The organism is Leuconostoc citreum, from assembly GCF_004354555.1.
Taxonomy (GTDB): Bacteria; Bacillota; Bacilli; order Lactobacillales; family Lactobacillaceae; genus Leuconostoc; species Leuconostoc citreum.
In genome coordinates this window covers 405,462-429,278 of record NZ_PUFH01000004.1, presented here as the reverse complement: position 1 = coordinate 429,278, position 23,817 = coordinate 405,462, and the positions used below count along the sequence as shown (strand labels likewise).

Here is a 23,817-nt window from a genome sequence, read left to right as displayed (position 1 = left end):
TTTAAAATTCAAATTAGCTGGTTACATTACCCCAAATGTGACAAATCAAAACAATTATTAATATTAAAAGTACAGCGTTATGGCTTATAGTTAAATAAATAGACTATCTCAAAATTTATTTATTATCTCCTTATAGAGTCACGTATTGCTCACAACTATAAACTTAATGAACCGTTATTTGTAGTAAGTAGGATCAATTAGCCTTTGCTGCTAACATCAATACTTACTTCATCATGCCTCACCCATATCTTTATCTGACTTATTATCGTCAATCACTGTTTCTTTAAACACACCATCACGCTTCAACACAGATACAATCGTTTCCAAAGTCAATAACATATCTACTCTAAAACTTAAGTGTGCTGCATATTTAGCATCATAAGCCGCCTTATCTTCATCAGAAAGATTATTTCGCCCGTTGACTTGTGCTAATCCTGAAATACCTGGTAATACTTGATCGGCACCATTCTGCTTTCGCAAAAGCAACACTTTTTTATCAGTCTCAGCCAATGGACGAGGACCAATAAAACTCATGTCACCTTTAATAATGTTCCACAACTGCGGTAATTCATCTACTGATGTTTTTCGAATAAACATACCAAAAGGCGTCACATAACTTGTGATGTCTTCAAACTCTGAGTTTGCTTTGACTGGTGCCTTGTTAGTCATTGAACGAAATTTGTACAACGCAAAAGGCTTCGAATTTCTGCCGTAACGTTCCTGAATGAATAGAACTGGGCCTTCCGAAGTCAGTTTAATAATAATGCCAACAATGATTAATGGAATCAATAATATGATTAACATTGGGATTGCTAGCAATAAATCAAGCAATCGTTTAACAACTTTTCTATAAAACAATAGATTTCTCCCATCTCCCAATTATCGCTTAAGCCTTGCTCTCTCCATAACCATAACCATAGCCGTAGCCATAGCCGTAGCCACTCCCAGTTTTTTTCTTCTGATTCTGATCATTATAAATGAAGCCTACTACCGGTGCTTCGGCGATTTTCAGAATTTCAGATGTCCGCTGTAACGCACCTTTGGTTGTTTTACCACCACTGACAACAATGCCAACACCATCCATTCTGCTCATCAATACCTGTGCATCAGTTACCATCAAGAATGGTGGGACATCAAAAATCACCAAATCATAATGATCTCTTAGTTGCGTAATTAACGTCGTCATACGCGCTGACGCTAGCAATTCAGCTGGATTAGGTGGTACTGGACCTGAAGTAATCACGTCTAACGTATCCATACGTGTATGATGAATAATCGAACCAAGTTCACTATGAACATCCGCAAGATAATTCGTTAACCCGTGATTATCAGTCACATCGAAAGTGATTGCGCCTGTTGGACGTCGCAAATCTGCATCAACTAACAAGACACGCTTTCCTTGTTGCGCGTAAACAACGGCTAGGTTTGCCGTAATTGTTGATTTTCCTTCTGAAGGTAAAGCAGAGGAAACGAGCAGTGTCTTGACATTTCCCTTGGCAACTGAGGCAAAATCAATATTCGTCCGTAACGTTCTAAATTGCTCTGAAACTGGGTTTTTAGGTTCAGCAGCCGCAATCAGTCTGGCACCTTTAGTCATTGTTTCGGCAGATAACCCATCACCTAGTGCTTTGTTTTTCTTAAAAAAGGCCATTGTCTGTTCTCCCCTATTAATCCTTGTTCAAACGACTGAGCCGTGAACGTGAATGCATTGCTTTGCCATCATCTGACATACTTTGAACTGTTGGTGCCATATCAAAATGCTTCATGCCTTTAATATGACTAACGACACCAAGATTGGTAAAGCCAAATAGCTGTGAAACTGCATCAGGCGATTTGATTGTCGTATCAGATAATTCGCGAACCAAGGAAACTAGGAAGGCCAAGCCGCCTAAAATAATTAATCCGGCTAACATGAATATCTGTATTTTTGGTCCAACAGGTTTATTGTTTATTTTGGCTGAATCAATAATCGACACGTTGTTAATCTTCATAAAGCCACCAATTTTGGCTTTAAAAGAATCAGCAACAGTATTAGCGACAAGTGCTGCCTGTTTTGGATCTTTTGACGTCACATTAATAGCAAATACCTGTGAGTTTTGTTGATTAGAAATTGAGACCATCTTCTTTAATTGGTCAACAGTGAAATCATAGGTCTGTTGTGAAGATGTTTTTGTGATTTCTTTTTGTTCAGGCGACACTAAGCGGCGTGTGCCGTCAGCTAAAGTCTCGTAAACGGCTGGTTTAGCTGGTTGAACCACCTCAGTTTTGGGTTGCTTTAATTTATCAGCAACGTCTCCCAGCACATTACTTGAAATGACTAAATTTTTATATGTATTGATGATTTGCACATCAGCTTGTTGATCAGATAAATTAGCATTTCCCGTTGTATTATCTGTCGATCGGTTAACTAGCATGCTCGTTGATGCACTGTAAGTGGGCGCGATTAAAAACTTAGCAATACCATAGCCAATACCGGCACCAATTAACGCCATAAAAAAAATGGCAAAAAAATGCTTACGGATAATGTCCCATAGTTGTCGTAACTCAAGTACGTTATTCATTATTTATTAATCCTTTATTATGTATTTAAAATCCATTAAAAAAACGGCGTTTGACAATTTTTTCAGGTATCAACCGTGCTACCGGATTGCCATCTAGTATCGCCTCAGCATTCTCAGCAAACATCTGTTGATAATCTGCCCCCATCTGCTGTTCAAGCTTCATCATAGCCGTTGCCATGTGGTACGTACGGTTTGGTAAATCGTGGGCATCCGAAACAAAAACATGCCCTAAATGATGGGCAATAATTGTCTCCGCAAACTTTTGCACCTTTTTACCAAAGGCACCAACATAAGAACTAGCTGTTATCTGGGCAACAGCACCTTTCTCAATAAGTTGATATAAGATATCTGGTTGCGACATAATTTTCACGTTTCGCTCTGGATGGGCAATTTGGACGATAATGCCCCGTTGCATGATATTAAAAATCATATCGGCACTGTATGTCGGTACATCATCATCCGGGAATTCAAGTAACAGGTACCGGTTACTTTCATCGGCAAACAGAATGTCGTCCTGATCCAACGCTGTCAACAACTCACCATTAATGCGTACTTCCTGCGATGGAAAAACTTGCAGTGGTATTTTTTCTTGTTCAAGTGCCATTTGAAACTTTGTCGTTAAGGCAACGACATCACGCTTGTGGTTCACAAACTGACCGTTCATATGGTGTGGTGTCATCAATGCTGCTTCAACACCCTCTTCAACTGCGTCACGCGCTAGCTGAAGGGATGCCTGCATTGATTGAGAACCATCATCTATTCCCGGTAGTAGATGGCTATGTAAATCAATCATCCCGCTTCCAATCTCCCTTTCACATGATGAATTATTCATGCGAATAATGATTTAATAATATATGTATATAAATACCTTAACACTCATTAATTTCATTTTTGTTACAGAAATGACACATTCATAACAGTAATTGTAATATAACAAATTGCTTAACGTTAATCATCATTGAACATATATGAGAAAATAATCACAAAATAAAAAACGAACAATATTAATTGTTCGTTAACGTTCTGTAATATAAGAATTTTGTCAATGCTTATTAGCTCAGCTTACTCATTCTTGACATCATCGAGCAAATCGCATTCTGTCTGTGTAAGAACACGGTTTTCTAGCAAGTCTGGTCGTCTCTGCCATGTCCGGCGCAAGGACTCCTTTAAACGCCACTCAGCAATTTTAGCATGATTGCCACTCATTAAAACATCCGGCACCTTACGCCCACGGAAATCTGCGGGCCGAGTATACTGTGGAAATTCAAGTAAATTATCTTGAAATGAGTCCTCTTCAGCACTCACTTGATTGCCTAAAACATCTGGCAAAAAGCGCGCTGTCGCATCAATAATCACCATTGCGCCAAGCTCACCGCCAGTCAATACATAATCACCAAGCGAAATTTCATCATCGACTAGTTCACGAATACGCTCATCATAGCCCTCATAATGTCCGGCAATAAAAGTGAGATGCGATTTCTGTGCTAATTCTTCGGCAACATGATGGTCAAATTTACGCCCAGCAGGATCCAGCAAGACAACGTGACCTTTATCACCGGCCGCTTTTTCTACCGCAGCCATGGCATCAAAGATAGGTTGCGCCATGAGCAACATGCCTGCCCCACCACCAAATGGATAATCATCGACATTATTATGCTTGTTTTCAGTGTAGTCACGAAAATCAGTGACATGAAAATCTAATGCCCCCTTGTCAATCGCTTTACCCAATATAGATTGCTTTAAGGGCGTAAACATATCTGGGAATAGACTTAAAACATCAATACGCATTAATCTAACAATCCTTCCAACACATCAATGGTAATCAGCTTATTGTCCACATCAACTGACTTGACAACATCATCAATCATAGGAATAAGCGCATCTGACTGACCTTGCCGTTTAACGACCCAAACATCATTGGCCCCTGTTGTCATAATTTCAGACACAACACCGATTGCTTCACCAGTCAGACTCACAACACGACTATCAATAATTTCATCGTAATAATATTCATCATCACCAAGTGCTTCACGCGTTTCGCCATATACGTAGATGTCGTTGGTTTTATATTTTTCAATCTCGTTAATATTTGTGACGCCTTCAAATAATACCAACCACATATTTTTGTGTAAACGTGACGATTGTACAGTCACTGGCACAAAGCCTTGCTTGGTTTCAATTTGTAATGCTGCACCTTTTTTAAAACGATCGGCGGCAAAATCAGTAATGGCCATAATCTTCACTTCGCCACGAATACCGTGGGTGTTGACAATTGTGCCAACTTTAAAATAATTTTCTTTTGTCATAACGTTATTATAGCATAGCTTTACAGACGAAAAGTCGCAGATATTGGATTCAATATCTGCGACTTTTGTCACTACAATTTGATAAGATAATCGTTCCCTATCAAAATAAATTAAATTTGAGGTAATGTTGATTTATCACCATCAAGCTTGAAATATTGACCATTATGCCAATCCTTCAAAACATAACCCATACCATTGCCCAAAACGTTCGTGCCGTTCATATACTTAGCTGACCATTGCTTAATAGCAACATCTGCTGGGATAGATTCACGGTCACCGTGTGACAATGTATAGTAAGGATTTGACCCATCATTTGCATAGTTCTTATACCAATAATCATAGGCCTTACCCTCAAAGAGGTCTGGATACTTTGCTTTCAGAGCTTCTAAGTATTGTCCAGCATATTTCTCTTGGTATTGACCACCACCAACGGAGTTAGTCACATAGAGTTGCGTTCCAAAGCCCGTGGCGTCGTCATTACCATAAACACCTGCTCGTGTGGCTGAAACAACTTCTTTACCAGGTAAGTTATAGACCTGGTTATCAACAACGTCAGCCATAACTTGCATATTAGCATGATGTAGCGCTTGAATCGCTGCACGCAAATCACCATCAGTGCCATACTTCGTTGGTGTATTGAAACCTAAGTCATAGCGATCAGTGAAGGCATAACCATTATCAATCGTTGAATCCAAGAATGTGTGGTCCCCACTTGAACGGTACTGTGGTGCCATTTCAAAACTCGTAATACCCCAATTATTGAAGACATCGGCATTTTTAGCAATTACAACGTTCGTAAGTTCATCATGCGTTGTTGCCTTAGGTTGGAAGTTAGAGAAACCTTCATAAATAAGGTTAGAATCTAATGCCGCATTCGAGTGTAATACTTTACCATCATGGTTTTCTGTTGTCGTTGCTGCTGTACGGGCATCTTGATTGTCTGATGCACCCACAGGCACCCAAACAGCTAGATAACCAGAAACTTGCGGATTAGCAACACCACGAATTTGTGTATTGTCTTGCCCGTTAATCTCTTGATTTGAGAATGTTAACGTTCCTTGATCGTTTGTCCAAGCTGTTGGTGCTTGATCTGAATTAAAGGTTGCCAAACCATCACGTGTTGTTAAGATAACTGCGCGATACTTTTGATTTTTATGTGCGGCACCCATATCCAGTGTCACTTTATCCGAATCATTAAGTTGCAACTTTGGATCATTACCAATAATGACACCAAGACCCTCAGTACGCGTAGCTGATGTACCTAAATCATTAGCTGTCATCGCATCTTTTCCAAAACGGACACTCTTCAACAAACCATGATTGTCAACACTCATAGTTTGACCACCGCTGACATAGCTTTTACGAGCCGTCATTAATGACACTAAGGCATCATAGTAGATACTCTTGTTTGCCATATACTGTCCGTCATCTTGATACATATCCCCATAATACATACGAGGAACAGTATCTTTGTTTGTCAACATCAGGGCATAAATACTTGGTATGTTATAACTATTATACTTTTTGTTTGTTGCGCGCTGATCCTTATAGAATAGCTCTAATCCGGCTTTTAACTGTTCATCTGTAAAGTTCGTCCAATCAGCACCAGTAGCATCAGTAATGGCTGCACCGACTTTTTCTTGCACACCTTTATCGTGCGCGTGAATAATTGAATAGTTTGGTGTCGCCTGATTTTCTGTACTATTCTGCGTATGGTCGGCGATAAGCGTACCACCGTCAACGTCTTGTAGCATATTCGTCAATGGTTTATTTTTACCAGGTTCATTTGTTAACGACAATGTCGCTGCTTCACGGAGGTTTGACTCAATTAACGCATCATTATGAATCGTTGATGTACCAGCGTCTAAGCCAGCTTCAACCAATGAAATGTGCTGGTTTGCTTTGGCTTCACTTTGTTGCACTTGATAAGCATCACGAAGATAATCATAAGTACGTTGGATTGTATCATTATGAATAAAGTCGACAGCGTCAATACGAATACTATCAAAATTAGCGTCATCTTGACCCGCAGTGATTGTGCCAAAGTTCATTAAGTAATGTAACCAGTTTAAGTTTTCAGCTTGCACAACAGGATTAGAATTATCCACGTCGTTGGCTAGCAAGAAATCAAATGCATTACCAGGTTGACGATAATCAGAATTAGTTGTTGGTGTGAGTGGGTTATTGCCATACTTCAGATAACCACCTTGGAACCAGGCATCACCACCACCATGATATTCAGAATCCTTATTCCAAATGAATTGTTGCTTCACAAATGATGGGTTATTATTTTGTGATTCAAACAACAATTTCTGTAACCATTCTGTGCCATGCTCTGACGCAATGCGCTTTTCAATGGCCACTTGAACATCTTGTGCAGCTTGGTTCAAATCATATTGATCTGAATGTAGTGTGTATTGTGCTGCTGTTGTCAACAAGCCATTTGCTTTCATGAAATTGAGATAGTTGACTTGAACATTCTTATTTGGCCACCAAACAGTGATTAATGGTCGCATATCCTTATCAGTCGAATCACGCCAAGTTGTCCCATTAGCCAAAATTGACTTTGGTCGATACCAAGTATCTGCCGTCAAGAAGCCATCAACAGTATGGTCGAAACTGCTACTGTCATGATTGAATGCAACATTTTTGGCAGAAAAAGCATTAGTAGACATATCTAATGTATTAGTGAATAAGTATTCACCATTGCCTTTATCGTCAAAATAGTACGTCTTGCCATCAACAATAACTTGTTGATTTTTTATTTGGTTACCAGTAGCGTTATCAAAGTATTGTAATGCCCCATTAACAGTAACAAGTCCCTTTACAAACTGATTTTGCTTATCTGCGTAACGTGTTTGGTCATCTTGGGCAATGTAATGACCATCCTGATAGTCACCTGCTACGGTGCTAACAAGATTACCTTTACCTGATTCAAAGTAAAAGAGCTTGTCGTCATACTTTGCTACGCCACCCTTAAGTTGTTCCCCTGTATATGGATCAAAGAATTGCAACGTGCCATTGATATTTTGCAATCCCTTCAAAATAGTATTATTTTGATCACGGTAAACCCAGGCTGTTTTGGTGTCTTGACCTTGCTTGAGTGTTATTGTACCGTAATGCCCTTCAGTGACCATTGGCAATAACTGCGCATCCCCGTGATCTTTACTAAAGTAATAAGTTTCTTGACCAATTGTAACAAATTGACCTTTCGCTTGTATGCCGGTTGTCAAATCAAAGTAACGTAACTTACCATTGCTATCTTGACGCAGACCCTTCGCTAGTTCACCATTGGTATCATACTGCCAATCGTTACCATTTTTCGTGATATAGTGACCTGCTTGTGGCAACAATGTTGTCTGTACGCGTTTTTGGTTACCAGTTTGAGAATCGAAGCTGTATAACGTACCATCTATTGTACGTTGCGAACCTTTAACTTGATATCCTGTCTCATCAAAGAATAGCTTCTGACCATTTATGTCATGTTGTCCAGTTATGGCCACACCATCAGCACCAAAGTAAGCCCATACACCAGGTGTGATTTGTTCAAAGCGATTACTCAACATATCACCTGAATCAGGATCATAAAAACGCATATGACCTAATTGGTCAGTATAAGCATGACCTTTAACTTGCTGGCCGTCAGCCTTAAAGTAAAGATTTTGACCGTTAATGATTTGTGCGCCAGTTACTGTATGACCTTGCGCATCAAGATAAATCCATGAACCATCTGGCAGTTCACCGAAGTCTTGCGTTAACTTTTCACCCGTTAATCCTGTGTAATAGTTGGTTGTCCCATCACTATTACGAACTTCATTATATTTAACTTGTTTACCATCTTGATCAAAGTAAAGTGATTGTCCATTAATGCTGCTTGGACCAACTGCGGCAACACCATCCTGATTTAAGTAATACCATGAACCATCTTTTGCTGATACAAACTTGCCAACAACTTGTTTGCCATCTTCATCAAAATACATGATTTTATCGCCCACATGTTGTAAGCCTGTTGCAGCAACCCCATCACCATCAAGATAAATCTTATCGCCATTGGCCAGCGCTTTTAGGCTATTTTTAATTTGTTTGCCATCTTCATCAAAATAGCGTGTCTTGCCATCAATCACACGTTGACCAGTAACAGCATCACCTTGTTCATCTAGATATAACCATGAACCATCTGGCAACTCACCCCATGAATTTGTGACAAGATGACCATCATTTTTGTCATAATAATGGCGCTTACCATTGGCATCCGTGCTGGCATCACCTTTGATTTGATGACCGTCTTTATCAAAAAACATATTTAGACCATTGATAACTTTGGCTCCAGTTGTTATCAGGCCCTTATCATCCAAATACACCCATGAACCATCGGATAATAATTTAAAGGCATCTTTGATTTGCTTACCATCATTACCAAAGAAATTAACTTGATTATTAATGACTTGACGGCCTGTTACAGCAATACCTTTGTCATTCAAATATAACCATGAGCCATCTGGCAACTCACCCCATGAATTAACTACCATGACACCCTTATCACCATCATAATAACGTTGATCACCATTATTATCGATGATTGCATTGCCTTTAACTTGCTTACCATCAGCATTGAAGTAGTACTCTTCACCATCAATTTTTTGGTTACCAGTCACAGCAACGCCTTGTGCATTAAGGTAAAGCCAAGACTTATCTGCTAACTGTCCCCATGAATTAACCACCATATTACCTGTGGCCTCATCAAAATAGCGTAATTGATTATTCTGATCTTTTATAGCTGTGCCTTTAATTTGGACACCATTAGCATCAAAATATTGTGTAACATGGGTGCCATCAGCGTTCGGAACTTCTGTCAGGCCAATTGCCATGCGACCATTTTCAAAGAAATAATGCCATTGATTTTGACTATCTTGATAATACTGGTTCATAACTTGTTCCCCAGCTTTATTATAGTAAAATTCTTGATTACCATCAAAAAGGTAAGCATCTTGAAGTTCCACACCATTAGGTAAGAAATAATAATTTTTATCGTGGATATTTTGTTTACCTGTCAACATATAGCCTGCATTATCAAAGTAATACCAATTTGTTCCATCTTGAATAAAGGTATCTTTAGCTTGATAACCACTTGTTGAGTAGAAAGAAGTCTTACCATTTTCTGTTATAAAGCCGGTGCTTGTTTTTTCACCCAGTAACTGTTTAGGCAAGAATCCATTATCACTAGACACATTGAAATATTGATTTGTTGCCCAGTCTTTAAGTACATACCAAGCGCCACGACCTTGAATGTTTGAACCATTAAAGTACTTTGCAGACCATTCTTTAATTTTAACATCCGGATTCATCGGCTGATTCGTTGATATCTGCTTAGTTTCAAACAAGCTAGGATAATCTTTTTTCAACTGGTCTAAGAACAGGCCACCAAACTTTTCTTGGTATTCGCCGCCCCCAACTGTTCGTGAATCATAGAGCGTGTTATTAATCACTGAATCATAATCGTACTTACCTGAACCATTTGTACGAACTGCGGTGACGATTTGTTCGCCAGGTAAATTATAAATTTGATCAGGTACCCAGTCATTAATAGCCTGAATACCTTGTGCGTGTAATGCTCTTAGACTATCTAGAAGTTGATCAACTGTACCATATTTTGTTGGCGTATTATAGCCAACATCATATCGATCAGTAAAGGCATAGCCGTTTTGGATAACCGAATCCAAAAAACTATTATCTGTACTTGAACGATATTGCGGTGCTAATTCAAAGCTTGTAATCCCTAAATCTTTAAACAATTTAGCATTTTGAGCAATTTTTACGTTGGTGAAGTCATCATTCTTTTCAGGCATTGCTTGGAAATTCGAGAAGCCTTCATAAATCACATTAGAATCAAGCGCAGCATTTGAATGATAGACATCGCCATCCTTAGTTTCTGACTGGCTGCTTTGTGTTCTAGCATCTTGACTATCACTCGCACCGACTGGTACCCATGCAGCAAAATAACCAGATACCTGTGGATTGCTGACACCATAGACCATATCTGACTTAAAAATAAGTTGACCAGCATCGTTAGTATAAACAACTGGCGCTCCGGCGTCCTTATCGTAAATTTGAAGACCAGATTTTGTTGTCAACATAAGTGGTCGGTAAGCTTGATTTTTGTGAGCAGCACCCATATTGAGCACAATTTGTTCATCATCATTTAAATTCAAGAATGGCTTATTATTAATCACCAAACCAATACCTTGTTGACGTGTGTCACTATTACCCAAATCGTCAGCTGTCATCGCACCTTTACCGTAACGTACTGATGTTAAGACACCTTGTGGCTTTGTCTCATTTTTTGCTGGATCAAAGCACTCATGCAAGTACGTCATATTCATACTTTGACCACCAGCAACATATTTGATACGGCTTTTCAAAAGTGACGTAATGGCGTCATAGTATGGTGACTTCTGTGACATATACTGTCCATCATCAGAAAATAGATCACCATAATAAACACGTGGCACAGTATCCTTGTTTGTCAACAATACAGCGTAAGAAGCAGGAATATTGTATGCTGTATATTCCTTATCTGCTTTTAATTCATCGGCGTTGTAAATAGTGAAAGCTTGCTTAATCTCATCTGGTGTTACAGTTAAGCCGTCTGATTTTGTGTTAATTTTATCCTTAATAATTTGTGCAATAACTGTCTGCACTTCACTATCATGGGCACGGATAAAGGCATAGTTTGGTTGTGCTTCATTTTCTGTGGCATCTTTCCCACGCTTAACAAGACTTGTATTAATTAGCGGTTCTAGGCCACTTTGTGCGGCAAGAGGCATGTTCAAGGCGTATTTCAAAGCCAAGTGTGCTGGAAAATCCATTGTCAATTGGTTGTTCCCGTGGGCTTTAATGTACGCAGAATCATTATTATCCCAATCTTCCAAGATCGAAATATGATTGTTTGCGTTTGCCTCAGTTTTACCAGTACCGTATGCAGCTTTAAAGTAATCACCAGCAATTTGTAAGAGATCGGCATCAACGTTATCAACCGCATCAACACGATAACCGTCAAAATTAGCTGTTGGGTCGTTCTGAGCTATAGTACCAATGTTCATCATGTAGTGAAGCCAGTTCAATTGCTCAGCTTGTACAACAGGGTTAGAATTATCAACATCATTAGCTAATAACATCTCATATCCACCTTGTTTACTTGGATCAGTAATTTGGCCGGTTTGGTTGGTTGGTGTACGGTTTAACAGACGGTAATCTGAGTTCGCGTTAGGTGTTTTGTCATCATTCACATATAACAATGCCCCGCCCTGTAAATGATCATTACCCTTTGATTCACTATCAATATTCCAATTTGCCTGTGAATCAATCAGTTTGTTCATATCTTGCTTGAGCCAATCAGTTTTTCCAGATACACCAATTCGCGATTCGATATTCTTTTGAACAGTCATAGCAGCATCAGTCAATGTGCTCATATTATCATCATTTGATATTTTAACATTGTCAGGTAGCATGCCAACTGATTGCATATATTGTAGATAAGCTACCTGCGTATTCTTATCCGGCCACCAAGACATGAGCAATGGTCGAAAATCTTCTGCTGTTGTTGGTGTCCAGGTCGTTCCGTTTTTTAAGATGTCCTTAGGACGATACCAACTGTTAGCTGTTAAGTAACCATCGACATTTGTGAAGTTATCAGCTGTGAGATCATGAGCCGCGTTATGTGCATTATCAATATTTACTAATCCCTTAGTAACTTGCGGTGCATTTGCGGTCAATTCGCCGGATGTTTTATCAAAGTATAGAACTTTACCGTCAATAATAGCGGTGAAGTTCTTTTTAACTTGACCATTGTCATCAAGAAAATAGGTTTTACCGTTGATTTCTTGAAGATGAGATGTTTCTGTAGACTTAACTTGTTGATTATCCGTACTTTTTTGTGTTGTCGAGACGAGGTTTGCTGATTTATCAGTTGGCACATTTGTATCTAACGGTTGATCATGAATACTACTCGTGTCTGCTGCTTTATTTGCTACCGGCGTCGCTGGCGTTGTATCTACTGACTTGTCCGTTGCAGGTGTCGCTGGCGTCGTATTTGCTGGCTTATCTGCTGCAGGTGTGGCTGGCGTTGTATCTACTGCCTTATCCGTTGCAGGTGTCGTTGATGACGTTGTATCTACTGTCTTATCTGCTGCAGGTGTCGTTGGCGTTGTATCTACTGCCTTATCTGCTGCGGGTGTCGTTGGCGTTGTATCTGCTGCCTTATCTGTTGCAGGTGTCGTTGATGACGTTGTATCTACTGCCTTATCTGCTGCGGGTGCACTTACTGTTTTATCTGCTACCGGTGTCGCTGGCGTTGTGGCTACTGCCACTACTTTTGCCGCTCCTAAAGTAGTCTTGTCATCATTAACCTTATCAACGGCACTCTTATTAATCTGTGCTGAAGTACGGCTATGATTCGTGTCAACTGCAATCGTATTTGCACTAACACTAGCAGTTGTGACGCCAAACATCATCAAAGCAAAAATACCGGCTGTTACTAGTACTTTGCCCGATTTGTACAATTTTTTACGGTCACAAATTACCCTCATGTCTCTCATACAACTATTGCTCCTTTTCTCTTCCTCTAGTTCGGTAATTTTAGAAAAAATAAAAAACCACCATGGTTTTGTAAAAATGATTAACCTTTACCAATTCATTGTATAACCCAAAAAATCGGCTCTAGAGATTTATGCAAAAAAGGATATTCAATAGTGAATATAAATAAAATATTGATTGTTCCATGATAATAATTAACTATTATTATTTTGAAAGCAATGGAGACAGATTATTATGCGGAAAGAAACAAACATTATCAAAGAACGTCGAAAATTAAAAAACTTATCTCAAAAACAGTTAGGTGCCTTTATCGGTTCACAAGCTATGGTTTCTAGAATTGAAAGTGGCCAGATTCTACCTAATGCACAATCAATTTATTTTATTTGCAAAGAGCTAGACATCACCATCGATGAATATTTTTCTAACAATTTTGAAATCGATTTTAATATCGTTAACTTTCGAAATAAATTAAATTATAAGTACCTTCATAATGACATTGACGGCTTATATGCCATGTATAATGAACTAAAACTGAGAAAGACATTAACTTTAAACAATAAGCATGATATCTTAATGCTGAAAGCAACTATCTATCACACTAAATTTAGAATCGCATCAACAACAGATCAAAATATATTGATTGACTATTTCAACAAGCTCATTAGCTGGCAATTGTACGACATCTATTTACTAGAATGCACAGTGAACATGTTACCGGTCACACTAGTTAGACCCTATATCTCCGATATTCTAGGCCAATATATTTATGAGACAGTGCAATATAACCAACTGGATAATATTACTAATCTTATTATCCGTTTTTTTGAAACGAGTCTTCTCCAAAATAAGCCAATTATTATTGAATGGATTATCAAAAAAATAGAAGATATACCTTTAGAGGATAGCTTAACGCACCAAGTTTGGTTGCTGTTTTTAATCGGATTATACAGAAATGAGCAACACAAAATTGATCAAGCCTACACAATATTAACTATTTTAGATGATTGTCATCTCAAAAATATTTTTAAACGTATTGCCTTACAGTGTGCTCAAATGCGTGAGTAAAACCGTCTATTTTTCTTATAACGTCTGTCATAGTAAGGCCTAGTGATTTCATTGTGCAGTCAGTAACGAAACAAAAGCACGATATTCTATCGGATAGAATACCGTGTTTTTTATAAATTAGCTTCATTTAAGTTTGGGTTAAAAAAAAACTCAGCTTACAAAACAAAAATGATTAATTTATTTTAAAAGTATTGTGTTGTTTCACTATCATCTAATGAGATGAGTAATTTTTTTAATGCTTGCCCATACCGATACTGACCAACACCACCATTTTTTGGTAGTATACGATGACATGGGTTAATAATAGTTAACGGATTTTTACCGACAGCACTAGCCACAGCTCGAATAGCTGTTGGCTGTCCAGCACGTTGTGCTAACTGCTGATAAGTAAGTTTTTCATCCTTGCCCATCTCGTGCAAAGCATGCCAGACACTAATTTGAAAAGGGGTTCCCGATAGGTAAGCGACATTAAGCCTTTTAAAATCAACACGTTCACCAGATAAATATTGTTCAAAATAGCGCAACTCTGGTATTTTAGCGTATTGAAGCTTCATGCGGGGATATTGTAATGAAAATTCAGCAACACCATCATCAGCAAAACTAATAAAGACAATCGCCTCATTATCTTTAAAAAGGGTTAACTGCCAATTCTTAAATTTCATTGTGTCGTAAATAATCATGTTATTATTTTACCATGAAAAGTATCTGATAGTATAACAATAATCTCTACTTAACATGCCATTAACCTTTCTTCAACAAACCGAAAATAACACCAGAAATAATGGCACCAATGCCGATAAACACAAGGTAAAGTAATGGTGAACTCGTTAGTGCAATAACAAAGATACCACCATGTGGGGCTAATAATTTAATACCAGTCAAACCAACTAACCCCCCAGCAACTGCTGAACCAACCATAAAACTTGGGATAGCGCGTGCTGGGTCTGCCGCTGCAAAGGGAATGGCCCCCTCAGTGATAAACGACAGGCCCATCACAATGTTTGTCAAACCAGCTTGTCGTTCTTGTTGATCAAATTTCTGCTTAAAAATTAGCGTTGCCACAAAGACTGCCAACGGTGGCACCATGCCACCAGCCATCACTGCGGCCATAATATTGGACCCACCAGTAGCAACTGTTGCAGCTAAAGTCCCAGTACCAAACACGTAAGCCGCTTTATTAACCGGTCCACCCATATCAATGGCCATCATGCCACCAAGAATAATACCTAGCAAAACAGCGTTGGTTCCACTTAAGCCTGACAAAAAATGATTCAATCCTGTGTTGATTGCAGACATTGGAATATTAATCAGTAACATCGCAAATCCAGTTAACAAGACACCTAAGACCGGATAGAACAAGATGGATTTAATGCCGTCCAAAGATTTCGGCAAACTTTGGAAAAGTTTTTTAAGTAATAACATGATACCGCCGGCTAAGAATCCGCCGACAAGTGCGCCTAGAAATCCTGATGGAATTGGCATATGCTTAACATTAAGGCCAACATTATACAGATTATAACCATTGGCAGCTAGTGCACCGGCAACAAATCCAGCAACGAGTCCAGGCTTTTCAGCAATAGAATAAGCAATGTATCCAGCAAGAACTGGTAACATAAAGCCAAAGGCTGCCCCACCAATCTGCTTAAAAAAAGCAGCAATTGGATGATAAGTTCCTAAACTAGACAATGCATCTTTTGGCACACCTAAGCTTTGATCAATTAGAAAAGCAAATGCAATGGCAATACCACCGCCAATAACGAATGGCAACATACTTGAGACGCCACTCATCAAATGACGGTAGAATGCTTTACCAATGGATTGTGTTGTTTCCGAAGAGTTTGTCGTTTTGGCCTCTTGACTATGATATATTGGTGCAGTTTGCCGTAGTGCTAATTCAATTAACTCGTCTGGTTTGCGAATGCCATCGGCTACAGGCCGATTAATCAAGGGTTTTCCATCAAAACGTGCCATCTCGACTTTTTTATCTGCGGCAATAATGACACCCTGTGCATGCGCAATATCAGAGTCGGTTAACTTATTTCCAACGCCACCAGCACCATTTGTTTCCACTTTAATACGAATACCTAGCTTATCAGCTTTTTTTTTTAATGCTTCTTCAGCCATATAAGTATGCGCAATGCCAGTTGTACATGCAGTAACCGCTACCAAATATGGGGCGTCATCTTCAACATGTGCTGTATTTGGTGCCGTTTCTTGAGTTGTAAATAAATTCACCACATCATCGGGTGTTGTTGCCTGCTTGAGTTTATCCATAAAGCCATCTTGTAGCAGATAACGTGATAAGCTGGCTAGCGCCTCCAAATGGGTATTATTAGCATTTGCTGGCACAGCAATCATAAATAACAAATGCACTGGCTGTCCATCCATAGCTTGATAGTCTACGCCAGCGGTTGATCGTGCAAAAGCAACTGTTGGCATTTTTACGGCACTATTTTTAGCATGTGGCATCGCAATGCCATCACCCAAACCAGTCGTCGTTTGTGATTCACGAGCCAAAATACCTTCTAAAAATACTTTTTTATCAGTAATACGACCAGCTTCATACAACCGATTAATCATTTCTTCAAAAGCTGCTTGTTTAGTCTTTGCCTTTAAATCTAAAATCATTACTTCAGGTACTAACAATTCACTAATTTTCATGATGTTTCCTCACATATCATATGGTGTGACAATCACTTGTTCATAAACTGCATTAATCTTTTCTTGCGTTGCAATATCATCACTGAATGCGGTGGCTGTCCCACTAGCTACCGCCATTCTAAAACTTGCCATTACATCTCCTGTTGTTAACCAAGTGCCAACAAAGCCAGCAATCATTGAATCCCCAGCACCAACGGAGTTTGCCACTTTACCGACAACCGGTTGTGCAAAATATTGCCCTGTTGTTGTAAATAATATCGCTCCATCCCCTGCTAATGAAACAATCGCATATCTTGCGCCATCTTTCAATAATTGCTGTCCCCAACGTATAACCTCTTTGGGTTGCGTAAGTGGCACCTGATAAAGCTGTGCCAGTTCTGCACGGTTAGGTTTGACCAATAATGGTTGACGGCGTAAAGCTAATTGTAATTGTTCCCCTGTGGTATCGATAACAAATGCTGCCTGTCGCTCTTGAATTTTGTCTAGCATTTTTTGATAAATTGTATCATTTAAATTTTTAGGCACACTACCTGATAAAATCACAATATCTTGAGCTGTTAATACATCAAAATGTGAGAGAAATAGCGCCACTTCGTCATCACTAATATGAGGCCCTGTAGCATTAATCTCGGTTTCTTCAGCTGCTTTTATCTTAATATTAATACGTGTATTGCCAGCAATTGTTGTAAAATTTTGGTGAATATGCGATTCAGATAAGGTAGCTTGCAGATGCTGACCAGTATAACCACCCAAAAACCCCCAAGCCGTGTTAGCAATAGCTAGATGTGCCAATAATCGGCTAACATTAATACCTTTACCTCCGGGATACATTATTTGCGAATCTGAGCGATTTGTTTCGCCTAGTTTAAGGTGTGTTAGCCGCGTAATATAATCCAAAGAAGGATTTAAGGTGACTGTATAAATCATTTATTTTCCTCCGCATCTATTACTGTCATAGCTTGGCTTAATACTTGCCACTGCTGATTGGTTAGAGCTGATGTTACTAAGACAACACGTTCTAAATCAACTGCTTTTGCAAAGGCAGCCGTTCCAATTTTGCTATTATCAGCCAACACATAGCTCACCTTTGACCGCTCAACAACAGCTTTTTTTATTGCTGCTTCCTCTAAATCTGGTGTCGTTAAGCCAAATTCGACCGACAGACCATCGGCCCCAACAAAACTAACATTAAATACCATATGATTGATTTGATTAACAGCTGCTGCGCCAATAACCGCATCAGTTGTCTGCTTTACTTGCCCACCAATAATCATTACGGGTATCATCAAATCGGATAGTTGGGCTGCATGATGGACTGAATTCGTGACGACTGTCACTGCAGGTTTTTTATCTGCTAAATATGGAATAAGTTCTCCTGTCGTTGTGCCGGCATCAAGAAATATAATTTCACCACCTTGTAATTGTTGTGCTGCGCGTTGCGCAATTTTTTGTTTCGTTGCTTGATACAGTGATAAACGTTCACTCACCGGTAAACTACCACGGCTCGGCTCTATCCATTCAACACCACCGTGTACACGACGTACTAACCCATCAGCAGCCAAAATATCCAAATCTCGACGCACCGTAGACAATGATGTCTTTGTTACCTTTTTGAGTTCTTGTAGCGAAATAAATTGATTTTTTTGGATGATTTTTAAAATTTGTTTCTTACGTTCTGCGACAATCATGTTTGTCCTCACTATTTGTAAGCGCTTTCTTTACGATTTAATAATAACTGCTTTTAATATTTTTTGCAAGCTTTTTGTGTCATAAATAGTCATAACATGTCACAAAAAAAGCAATCAATTCTTGATTGCTTTTTTAATAGTTTATTCCCAAGGTGCTTTTTCAAAAGTTTCTGTGTGCCCAAATAATTGATAATGCTTATCTTTTGCAATATTTTCAGCGCTCATTCGTAACTTGCCTGATAATTGATACGATTTTGCAACTGCTTGAAGGTATGCAACTAAGTCTTTTGACCAAACAAGATTAGTATCGTAGCCATACTGCAGCCATAAACTATCCACTGTATTATCTTGCCACTGACTAGCACCATGATAAGGTCGATCATCCAACAAAATACCACCGGTCTTATGAACGATTCCTTTATCATGTGTTAAAATAACACGCTTATAAAAAGGGCTAGTATTATCATTCCCAAAATAATCTGTCAACCATAAAAGTTTATCTTGCCAAGCACTGGGATTACGCCATGGTGCAGTTGATAAAATGTACAACTCAAAATCTGCTGCCAAAACATTAATGCCTTCAACAGCGCCGGACATTGGTGGTAAATGACGAAAAATACCAGGAATTTGGTCTGGTTTATCTACCTGGAATTGCGCCATATCAAGGGTATTTAAAACAGACAACGTATCCACAAGCACATTATCCATATCTAAAAACAGCTTAGGTTTTGCTAACATGTGTTTTCTCCATAATGTCAAAGTTAAAGAAAGCACTTTCAAAACTTGGACACCATCATTATACCATCTCAAAACTTAGTCGTCAGCATTATATTACATACAAAAAGTGATAACTATGCTAACAAATTAGCGCAATTATCACTTTCAAATCATACAATATTATCAATTATACCAATGCTAACAAATCGGCTTTCTTAGCTGATGATGCATATTGAGTGCCTTGAGCATCCAAATAAGCTTTGATTTCGGCAACAGTATTCTTTTCTGTTGGCTTTGTAGCTGATGCTGCAGGCTTTGCAGCAGTTGACTTCTTAGCAGCCTTCATTTCAGCAAACTTTGCTAAAATACCTGCATTGCTCAACAAGTTACGTGCAGTATCTGATGGTTGCGCACCATTGCTCAACCATGTCAAAATCTTTGCTTCATCAAGCTTGATTTCTGCTGGTTGTGCAATTGGGTTGTATGTTCCAACTGTTTCGATGAAACGGCCATCACGAGGTGAACGTGAATCAGCGATAACAACACGGTAGAAAGGACGCTTCTTAGCACCCATACGCTTCAAACGGATTTTTACTGACATATTAATGTCCTCCAAATTTCTTTTGTGCTTTTTGCACTTTATTTACAACTAATAGTATCCCACTAAACCAATCTTATGTCAAGGGTTTTTACTTGACATGTGTTATCCAACGTATAACCCTTTCTACTTCTGCTTCTGGTAAATAACGCATGTCAATCATTTTAGCCCTATCGCCATTCCGAATTATAACGCGCAGATGTTGTGCTTGTGACTTAATCATAAAGCAACTTTGCGTTGCTTTCGCCCCCTGAATCTTGTCACGAGGAATTGTATACACATGTTTGGTCAGCCATTGAGATGTTTGAAGGGTTAATGTTTCTTGTTCAATGACTAATCGCTGGTCTGTCATGCGAACAGCCGCACATATCATAACATAAATTATTAAAACAGACAATATGAAAATACCAATGACACTATAAATTGTCGGCCAATGCCAGACATAAGCGCAACCAAAATAAATCACAGTCGGCAAAGTTAAATAGATTAGGCTCATGAGCACCTCATAACGTAGCTCATAAAACATAGCATGGTCAATACCAATAGCCTTTTTTGGTGTAATCAACCGATAACTAGGTAAGAAATCAGACAACACATGATACGCTTTTGAACTACTAACAACAGGTATAATCGTCGTTTTATCCTGTTTCTCTTTATCCCCTCGGCCTGATGAAGCTAACAAGACATTGATTGTTGCGAGGTTTACCCAACGTCTTAATAAAGATTGCTCGTAGTGTACGGCTTGAATACGCGATAAGCGCAACTGTATTTCTTTTTTAGTCAATAAACCTTGTGTGATGGCTAGATGAACGCCAAATCGTGTCAATGTAAAGTGATAATAGCGGTTATAAATTCGTGCAAAGGCAATGACTAAGCTCACAATTAAGATGACAGCCAAAATCATGATATACCCTGCAAACGTTTGACCTGAAAACCAGTGATCAAACTTTGCCACTAAATCCTGTGGCATATGCATACTCAATTCAGAAATGACTGTTGCTAAGGCACCAAAAATGCCCAAACTCCCTAATGATGTCAAAGCAAACACGACAAGTTCAGATGTCTGGATATGGTAAACATGATCGGCTTTTGGTACTTCCTTTGACTCAGTTGTTTTCGTTTGTGATTGCTGACGATATTGTTCGATCACTTCAATTTGAGTTAAGCGTAACGCACTAAAAACTAAACGATCATCTTTTTTGCCAGATGTCTTGATACTTACCCGATAAACATCAAATGGCTGAAAATAAAATGGTTGTGTACGTGTAATCGTCTGTATTCGCTCGAAAGGCATATGTACATATTTTCTAATGAACACCCCTTTCTTGAGTGTTATTTCATGAGGTGTCACGTCATATGTAAAAAACCACCATCGTAAAACACCAAAAAGTATTGCTAACAAGATTAAGCCAACAATGACGATTAAGCGACTCGTCATACTACGCGTGTGACCAAAAAACAAAAACAACACGACAAAAAAGAATTCTCGTACTGTCATAATGATTTCGGCAATAACAGCAACAACAGGTTGATGAGCAGATTTAGTCATCATTATTAACCTCACGCGCTTGTCTTGCCGCTAAAATCAATCGTTCACGCAATGTTTGCGCAACTTGCTCATCAACTGCTGCAATCGAAAAACTATGTGCCGCTGTCACAATAACCAGTCTCTTTAAATGAAAAAACTGAAGTAATGGCCCCTGAGTCGTATCAACATTTTGAATACGATTAAGTGGTATCGCTTCTGTTTTTCTAAGAAAAAAGCCTTTATAAATTAAAATAGCTGTATCATCTAAAGCATAACGGTGAAAACGATAATAGTACGGTATCAGTAATAGATGACCAATGACCAAACCAATAATCACAATTAACATTATATTTAAAACCATGATAATGGTACTTGGCCACTGCGCCCCTAAGCATAAATTAAGGATTAATAACGCTAGGCCCAATACTAGCATCCCTATTAAATCGTCCAACACCCAGACGATTTTCGCACGTTTTGGTAAATATTGTGCATATTTAGATATCATATTGCCCCCCAGACCCCCCATGATTACTTATTGTCGTTTAGCATTGATTTCTTCACTCAACACAATTAAATTATCTAATGCCCGTCGTGCTAAGCGCGAATCATGCTCACGGTTAGCGTCATTTGTAATACCGCCAAGTGTATGTGGCGTATTAATATCTTTAATAATGGCAATCAGTTGTTCATGCCATAGTGTTAATTGATCTTTTTCAGTCATAACAAATCTCCTTCAAAACAATTACGTTTATTTTATCATGGTTAGCGGTTTCTTTCATGAGAAAGACGGTCATTATCAATTCTTGTGATATAACAAACTTTAAGTTAATCTCAAATTAGCTAAAAAAGGCCTAAATTCAACGGCTTAATTTGGTAAATAGCTAATTGTTAGGTAAAATAGAGGTTAGTATTCAGTAAGGAAAGGAAGTATGTAGCCTGATATTAAGGCTCATATAAGGGGATATTTTAGTATGTTATCAGAATTCAAGACATTTATCATGCGCGGCAACGTGCTTGATTTAGCCGTTGGCGTCATTATCGGTGGTGCTTTCACTGGTATTGTCAAGTCATTAACCAATAACTTAATCAGTCCTATTATCACATTTTTCACCGGTGGCACCTCAGATCTTCAAAACTTAAAATTAGTCGTTACTAAGGAATTAACATTCAAATATGGTGCCTTTTTGAATGACGTCATTAACTTCTTAATTACTGCCTTTGTCGTCTTTCTCTTGGTAAAATTTGTTAATCGTATCCTGCGTACAAACAAAAAAGAAGAAGTTAAAGCCAATCCAGAATTAGAAGTATTAGCTGAAATCCGTGACTTGCTTGAAGCACAGAAAAAAGCTTAATGTTCGCTTTTTGACTTAAAACCGTCCGACAACCGTACTTGTTGTTTGGACGGTTTTTTTGTATAGTTATTAAGCTACTAAAATATTGGAGGTCGTCATGGTGATTATTACCGCAGGTATGATTGGCGTTGGTAAAACAACATTAACAAGTTTAATCGCTGAAAATTTTGGCACAAAAGCATTTTATGAACCGGTTGGTGATAATCCGGTTTTGCCACTTTATTATTCTGATCCAAAGCAATACGGTTTTTTATTACAGATTTACTTCTTAAATCGTCGGTTTGATATGATTAAGCAGGCATTAGCAGATGATAATAATGTTTTAGATCGTTCGATTTATGAAGACGCATTATTTACATCTGAGAACCACAAAGATGGTAATATTACAGATGCTGAAATGTCAGTTTATACACAGTTATTAAATAATATGATGTCCGAACTGCAAAAATTACCTAAAAAGTCACCTGATTTGTTAGTTTATGCTGAAACAGATTTTGAGACCATTCTTTATCGTATCAAAAAACGTGGCCGCGATTACGAACAATTCGACAATAATGACGACTTACGTCAATACTATTTCCGCATTTGGTCAGCTTACCGTGAGTGGTTTGACAATTATGATGCCTCACCAAAAATAAAAGTAGATCTCCAGACATACGATTTGGAAATACCAGAAAATCAAACTATTATTTTAAATCAAATTAATGATGCTTTGAAAACAATTCGTTAATAAAAAACACATGGCCATC

The 23,817-nt window shown here is 38.5% G+C and carries 19 protein-coding genes; 3 read left to right on the top strand and 16 right to left on the bottom strand.

From position 1 onward, the window contains the following. Positions 1-231: 231 nt before the first annotated feature. The 7 genes from C5L21_RS03885 to C5L21_RS09595 all read right to left on the bottom strand — a co-directional run bounded on the left by C5L21_RS03885 (position 232) and on the right by C5L21_RS09595 (position 13,461). On the bottom strand, positions 232-858 hold the full coding sequence (locus C5L21_RS03885) for a sugar transferase (protein WP_133286063.1): 627 nt from the start codon (positions 856-858) through the stop codon (positions 232-234). A 28-nt stretch (positions 859-886) separates the two neighbouring features. Then, positions 887-1,651: a CpsD/CapB family tyrosine-protein kinase gene (locus C5L21_RS03880; RefSeq protein WP_133286062.1), complete on the bottom strand. Its 765-nt coding sequence runs from the start codon at positions 1,649-1,651 to the stop codon at positions 887-889. A gap of 16 nt (positions 1,652-1,667) precedes the next feature. Further along, complete coding sequence (locus C5L21_RS03875) at positions 1,668-2,561, bottom strand: YveK family protein (protein WP_133286061.1); 894 nt, start codon at positions 2,559-2,561, stop codon at positions 1,668-1,670. Positions 2,562-2,586: 25 nt separating this feature from the next. Beyond that, a complete protein-coding gene (locus C5L21_RS03870) occupies positions 2,587-3,354 on the bottom strand; it encodes a tyrosine-protein phosphatase (RefSeq protein WP_133286060.1) in 768 nt (255 codons plus the stop codon). 269 nt (positions 3,355-3,623) lie between these two features. Continuing rightward, complete coding sequence (gene trmD / locus C5L21_RS03865; RefSeq protein WP_133286059.1) at positions 3,624-4,349, bottom strand: tRNA (guanosine(37)-N1)-methyltransferase TrmD; 726 nt, start codon at positions 4,347-4,349, stop codon at positions 3,624-3,626. Further along, positions 4,349-4,867, bottom strand: coding sequence for a ribosome maturation factor RimM (gene rimM / locus C5L21_RS03860; RefSeq protein WP_099044620.1), 519 nt, complete (start codon positions 4,865-4,867; stop codon positions 4,349-4,351). Before rimM ends, trmD begins: the two co-directional genes overlap by 1 nt. A 110-nt stretch (positions 4,868-4,977) precedes the next feature. Then, complete coding sequence (locus C5L21_RS09595; protein WP_133286058.1) at positions 4,978-13,461, bottom strand: glycoside hydrolase family 70 protein; 8,484 nt, start codon at positions 13,459-13,461, stop codon at positions 4,978-4,980. Between the two features lie 232 nt (positions 13,462-13,693). On the opposite strand from C5L21_RS09595, the gene C5L21_RS03850 reads away from it, so the two are divergent. Then, positions 13,694-14,524, top strand: a complete 831-nt coding sequence (locus C5L21_RS03850; protein WP_133286057.1) for a helix-turn-helix domain-containing protein — start codon at positions 13,694-13,696, stop codon at positions 14,522-14,524. A gap of 182 nt (positions 14,525-14,706) precedes the next feature. Here the strand turns inward: C5L21_RS03850 and C5L21_RS03845 are convergent, their stop codons facing one another. The 9 genes from C5L21_RS03845 to C5L21_RS03805 form a co-directional block, all read right to left on the bottom strand. Next, positions 14,707-15,204 carry a methylated-DNA--[protein]-cysteine S-methyltransferase gene (locus C5L21_RS03845; RefSeq protein WP_133286056.1) on the bottom strand — a complete coding sequence of 166 codons (498 nt, stop codon included), beginning with the start codon at positions 15,202-15,204 and terminating at the stop codon, positions 14,707-14,709. A 61-nt stretch (positions 15,205-15,265) separates the two neighbouring features. After that, a complete protein-coding gene (locus tag C5L21_RS03840; protein WP_133286055.1) occupies positions 15,266-17,185 on the bottom strand; it encodes a PTS fructose transporter subunit IIABC in 1,920 nt (639 codons plus the stop codon). A 9-nt stretch (positions 17,186-17,194) separates the two neighbouring features. Further along, on the bottom strand, positions 17,195-18,112 hold the full coding sequence (gene pfkB, locus C5L21_RS03835; protein ID WP_012305349.1) for a 1-phosphofructokinase: 918 nt from the start codon (positions 18,110-18,112) through the stop codon (positions 17,195-17,197). Then, complete coding sequence (locus C5L21_RS03830; RefSeq protein ID WP_133286054.1) at positions 18,109-18,873, bottom strand: DeoR/GlpR family DNA-binding transcription regulator; 765 nt, start codon at positions 18,871-18,873, stop codon at positions 18,109-18,111. The genes pfkB and C5L21_RS03830 overlap by 4 nt, the downstream gene beginning before the upstream one ends. Positions 18,874-19,014: 141 nt before the next feature. Then, entirely contained in the window at positions 19,015-19,611 is a 597-nt protein-coding gene (locus tag C5L21_RS03825; RefSeq protein WP_133286053.1) for a 5' nucleotidase, NT5C type, read from the bottom strand. A 166-nt stretch (positions 19,612-19,777) separates the two neighbouring features. Continuing rightward, positions 19,778-20,191, bottom strand: a complete 414-nt coding sequence (rpsP, locus tag C5L21_RS03820; RefSeq protein ID WP_004904880.1) for a 30S ribosomal protein S16 — start codon at positions 20,189-20,191, stop codon at positions 19,778-19,780. A gap of 88 nt (positions 20,192-20,279) precedes the next feature. Then, positions 20,280-21,740, bottom strand: a complete 1,461-nt coding sequence (locus C5L21_RS03815; protein ID WP_133286052.1) for a PH domain-containing protein — start codon at positions 21,738-21,740, stop codon at positions 20,280-20,282. Continuing rightward, positions 21,730-22,221 carry a PH domain-containing protein gene (locus C5L21_RS03810; protein WP_004904883.1) on the bottom strand — a complete coding sequence of 164 codons (492 nt, stop codon included), beginning with the start codon at positions 22,219-22,221 and terminating at the stop codon, positions 21,730-21,732. The genes C5L21_RS03815 and C5L21_RS03810 overlap by 11 nt, the downstream gene beginning before the upstream one ends. Before the next feature lie 27 nt (positions 22,222-22,248). After that, positions 22,249-22,437, bottom strand: coding sequence for a hypothetical protein (locus C5L21_RS03805; protein ID WP_133286050.1), 189 nt, complete (start codon positions 22,435-22,437; stop codon positions 22,249-22,251). 250 nt (positions 22,438-22,687) lie between these two features. Here C5L21_RS03805 and mscL point away from each other — a divergent pair, with 250 nt between their 5' ends. Beyond that, positions 22,688-23,068 carry a large-conductance mechanosensitive channel protein MscL gene (mscL, locus tag C5L21_RS03800; protein ID WP_004901876.1) on the top strand — a complete coding sequence of 127 codons (381 nt, stop codon included), beginning with the start codon at positions 22,688-22,690 and terminating at the stop codon, positions 23,066-23,068. A gap of 97 nt (positions 23,069-23,165) precedes the next feature. After that, on the top strand, positions 23,166-23,798 hold the full coding sequence (locus tag C5L21_RS03795) for a deoxynucleoside kinase (protein ID WP_004901879.1): 633 nt from the start codon (positions 23,166-23,168) through the stop codon (positions 23,796-23,798). The last annotated feature ends 19 nt before the right edge of the window (positions 23,799-23,817 follow it).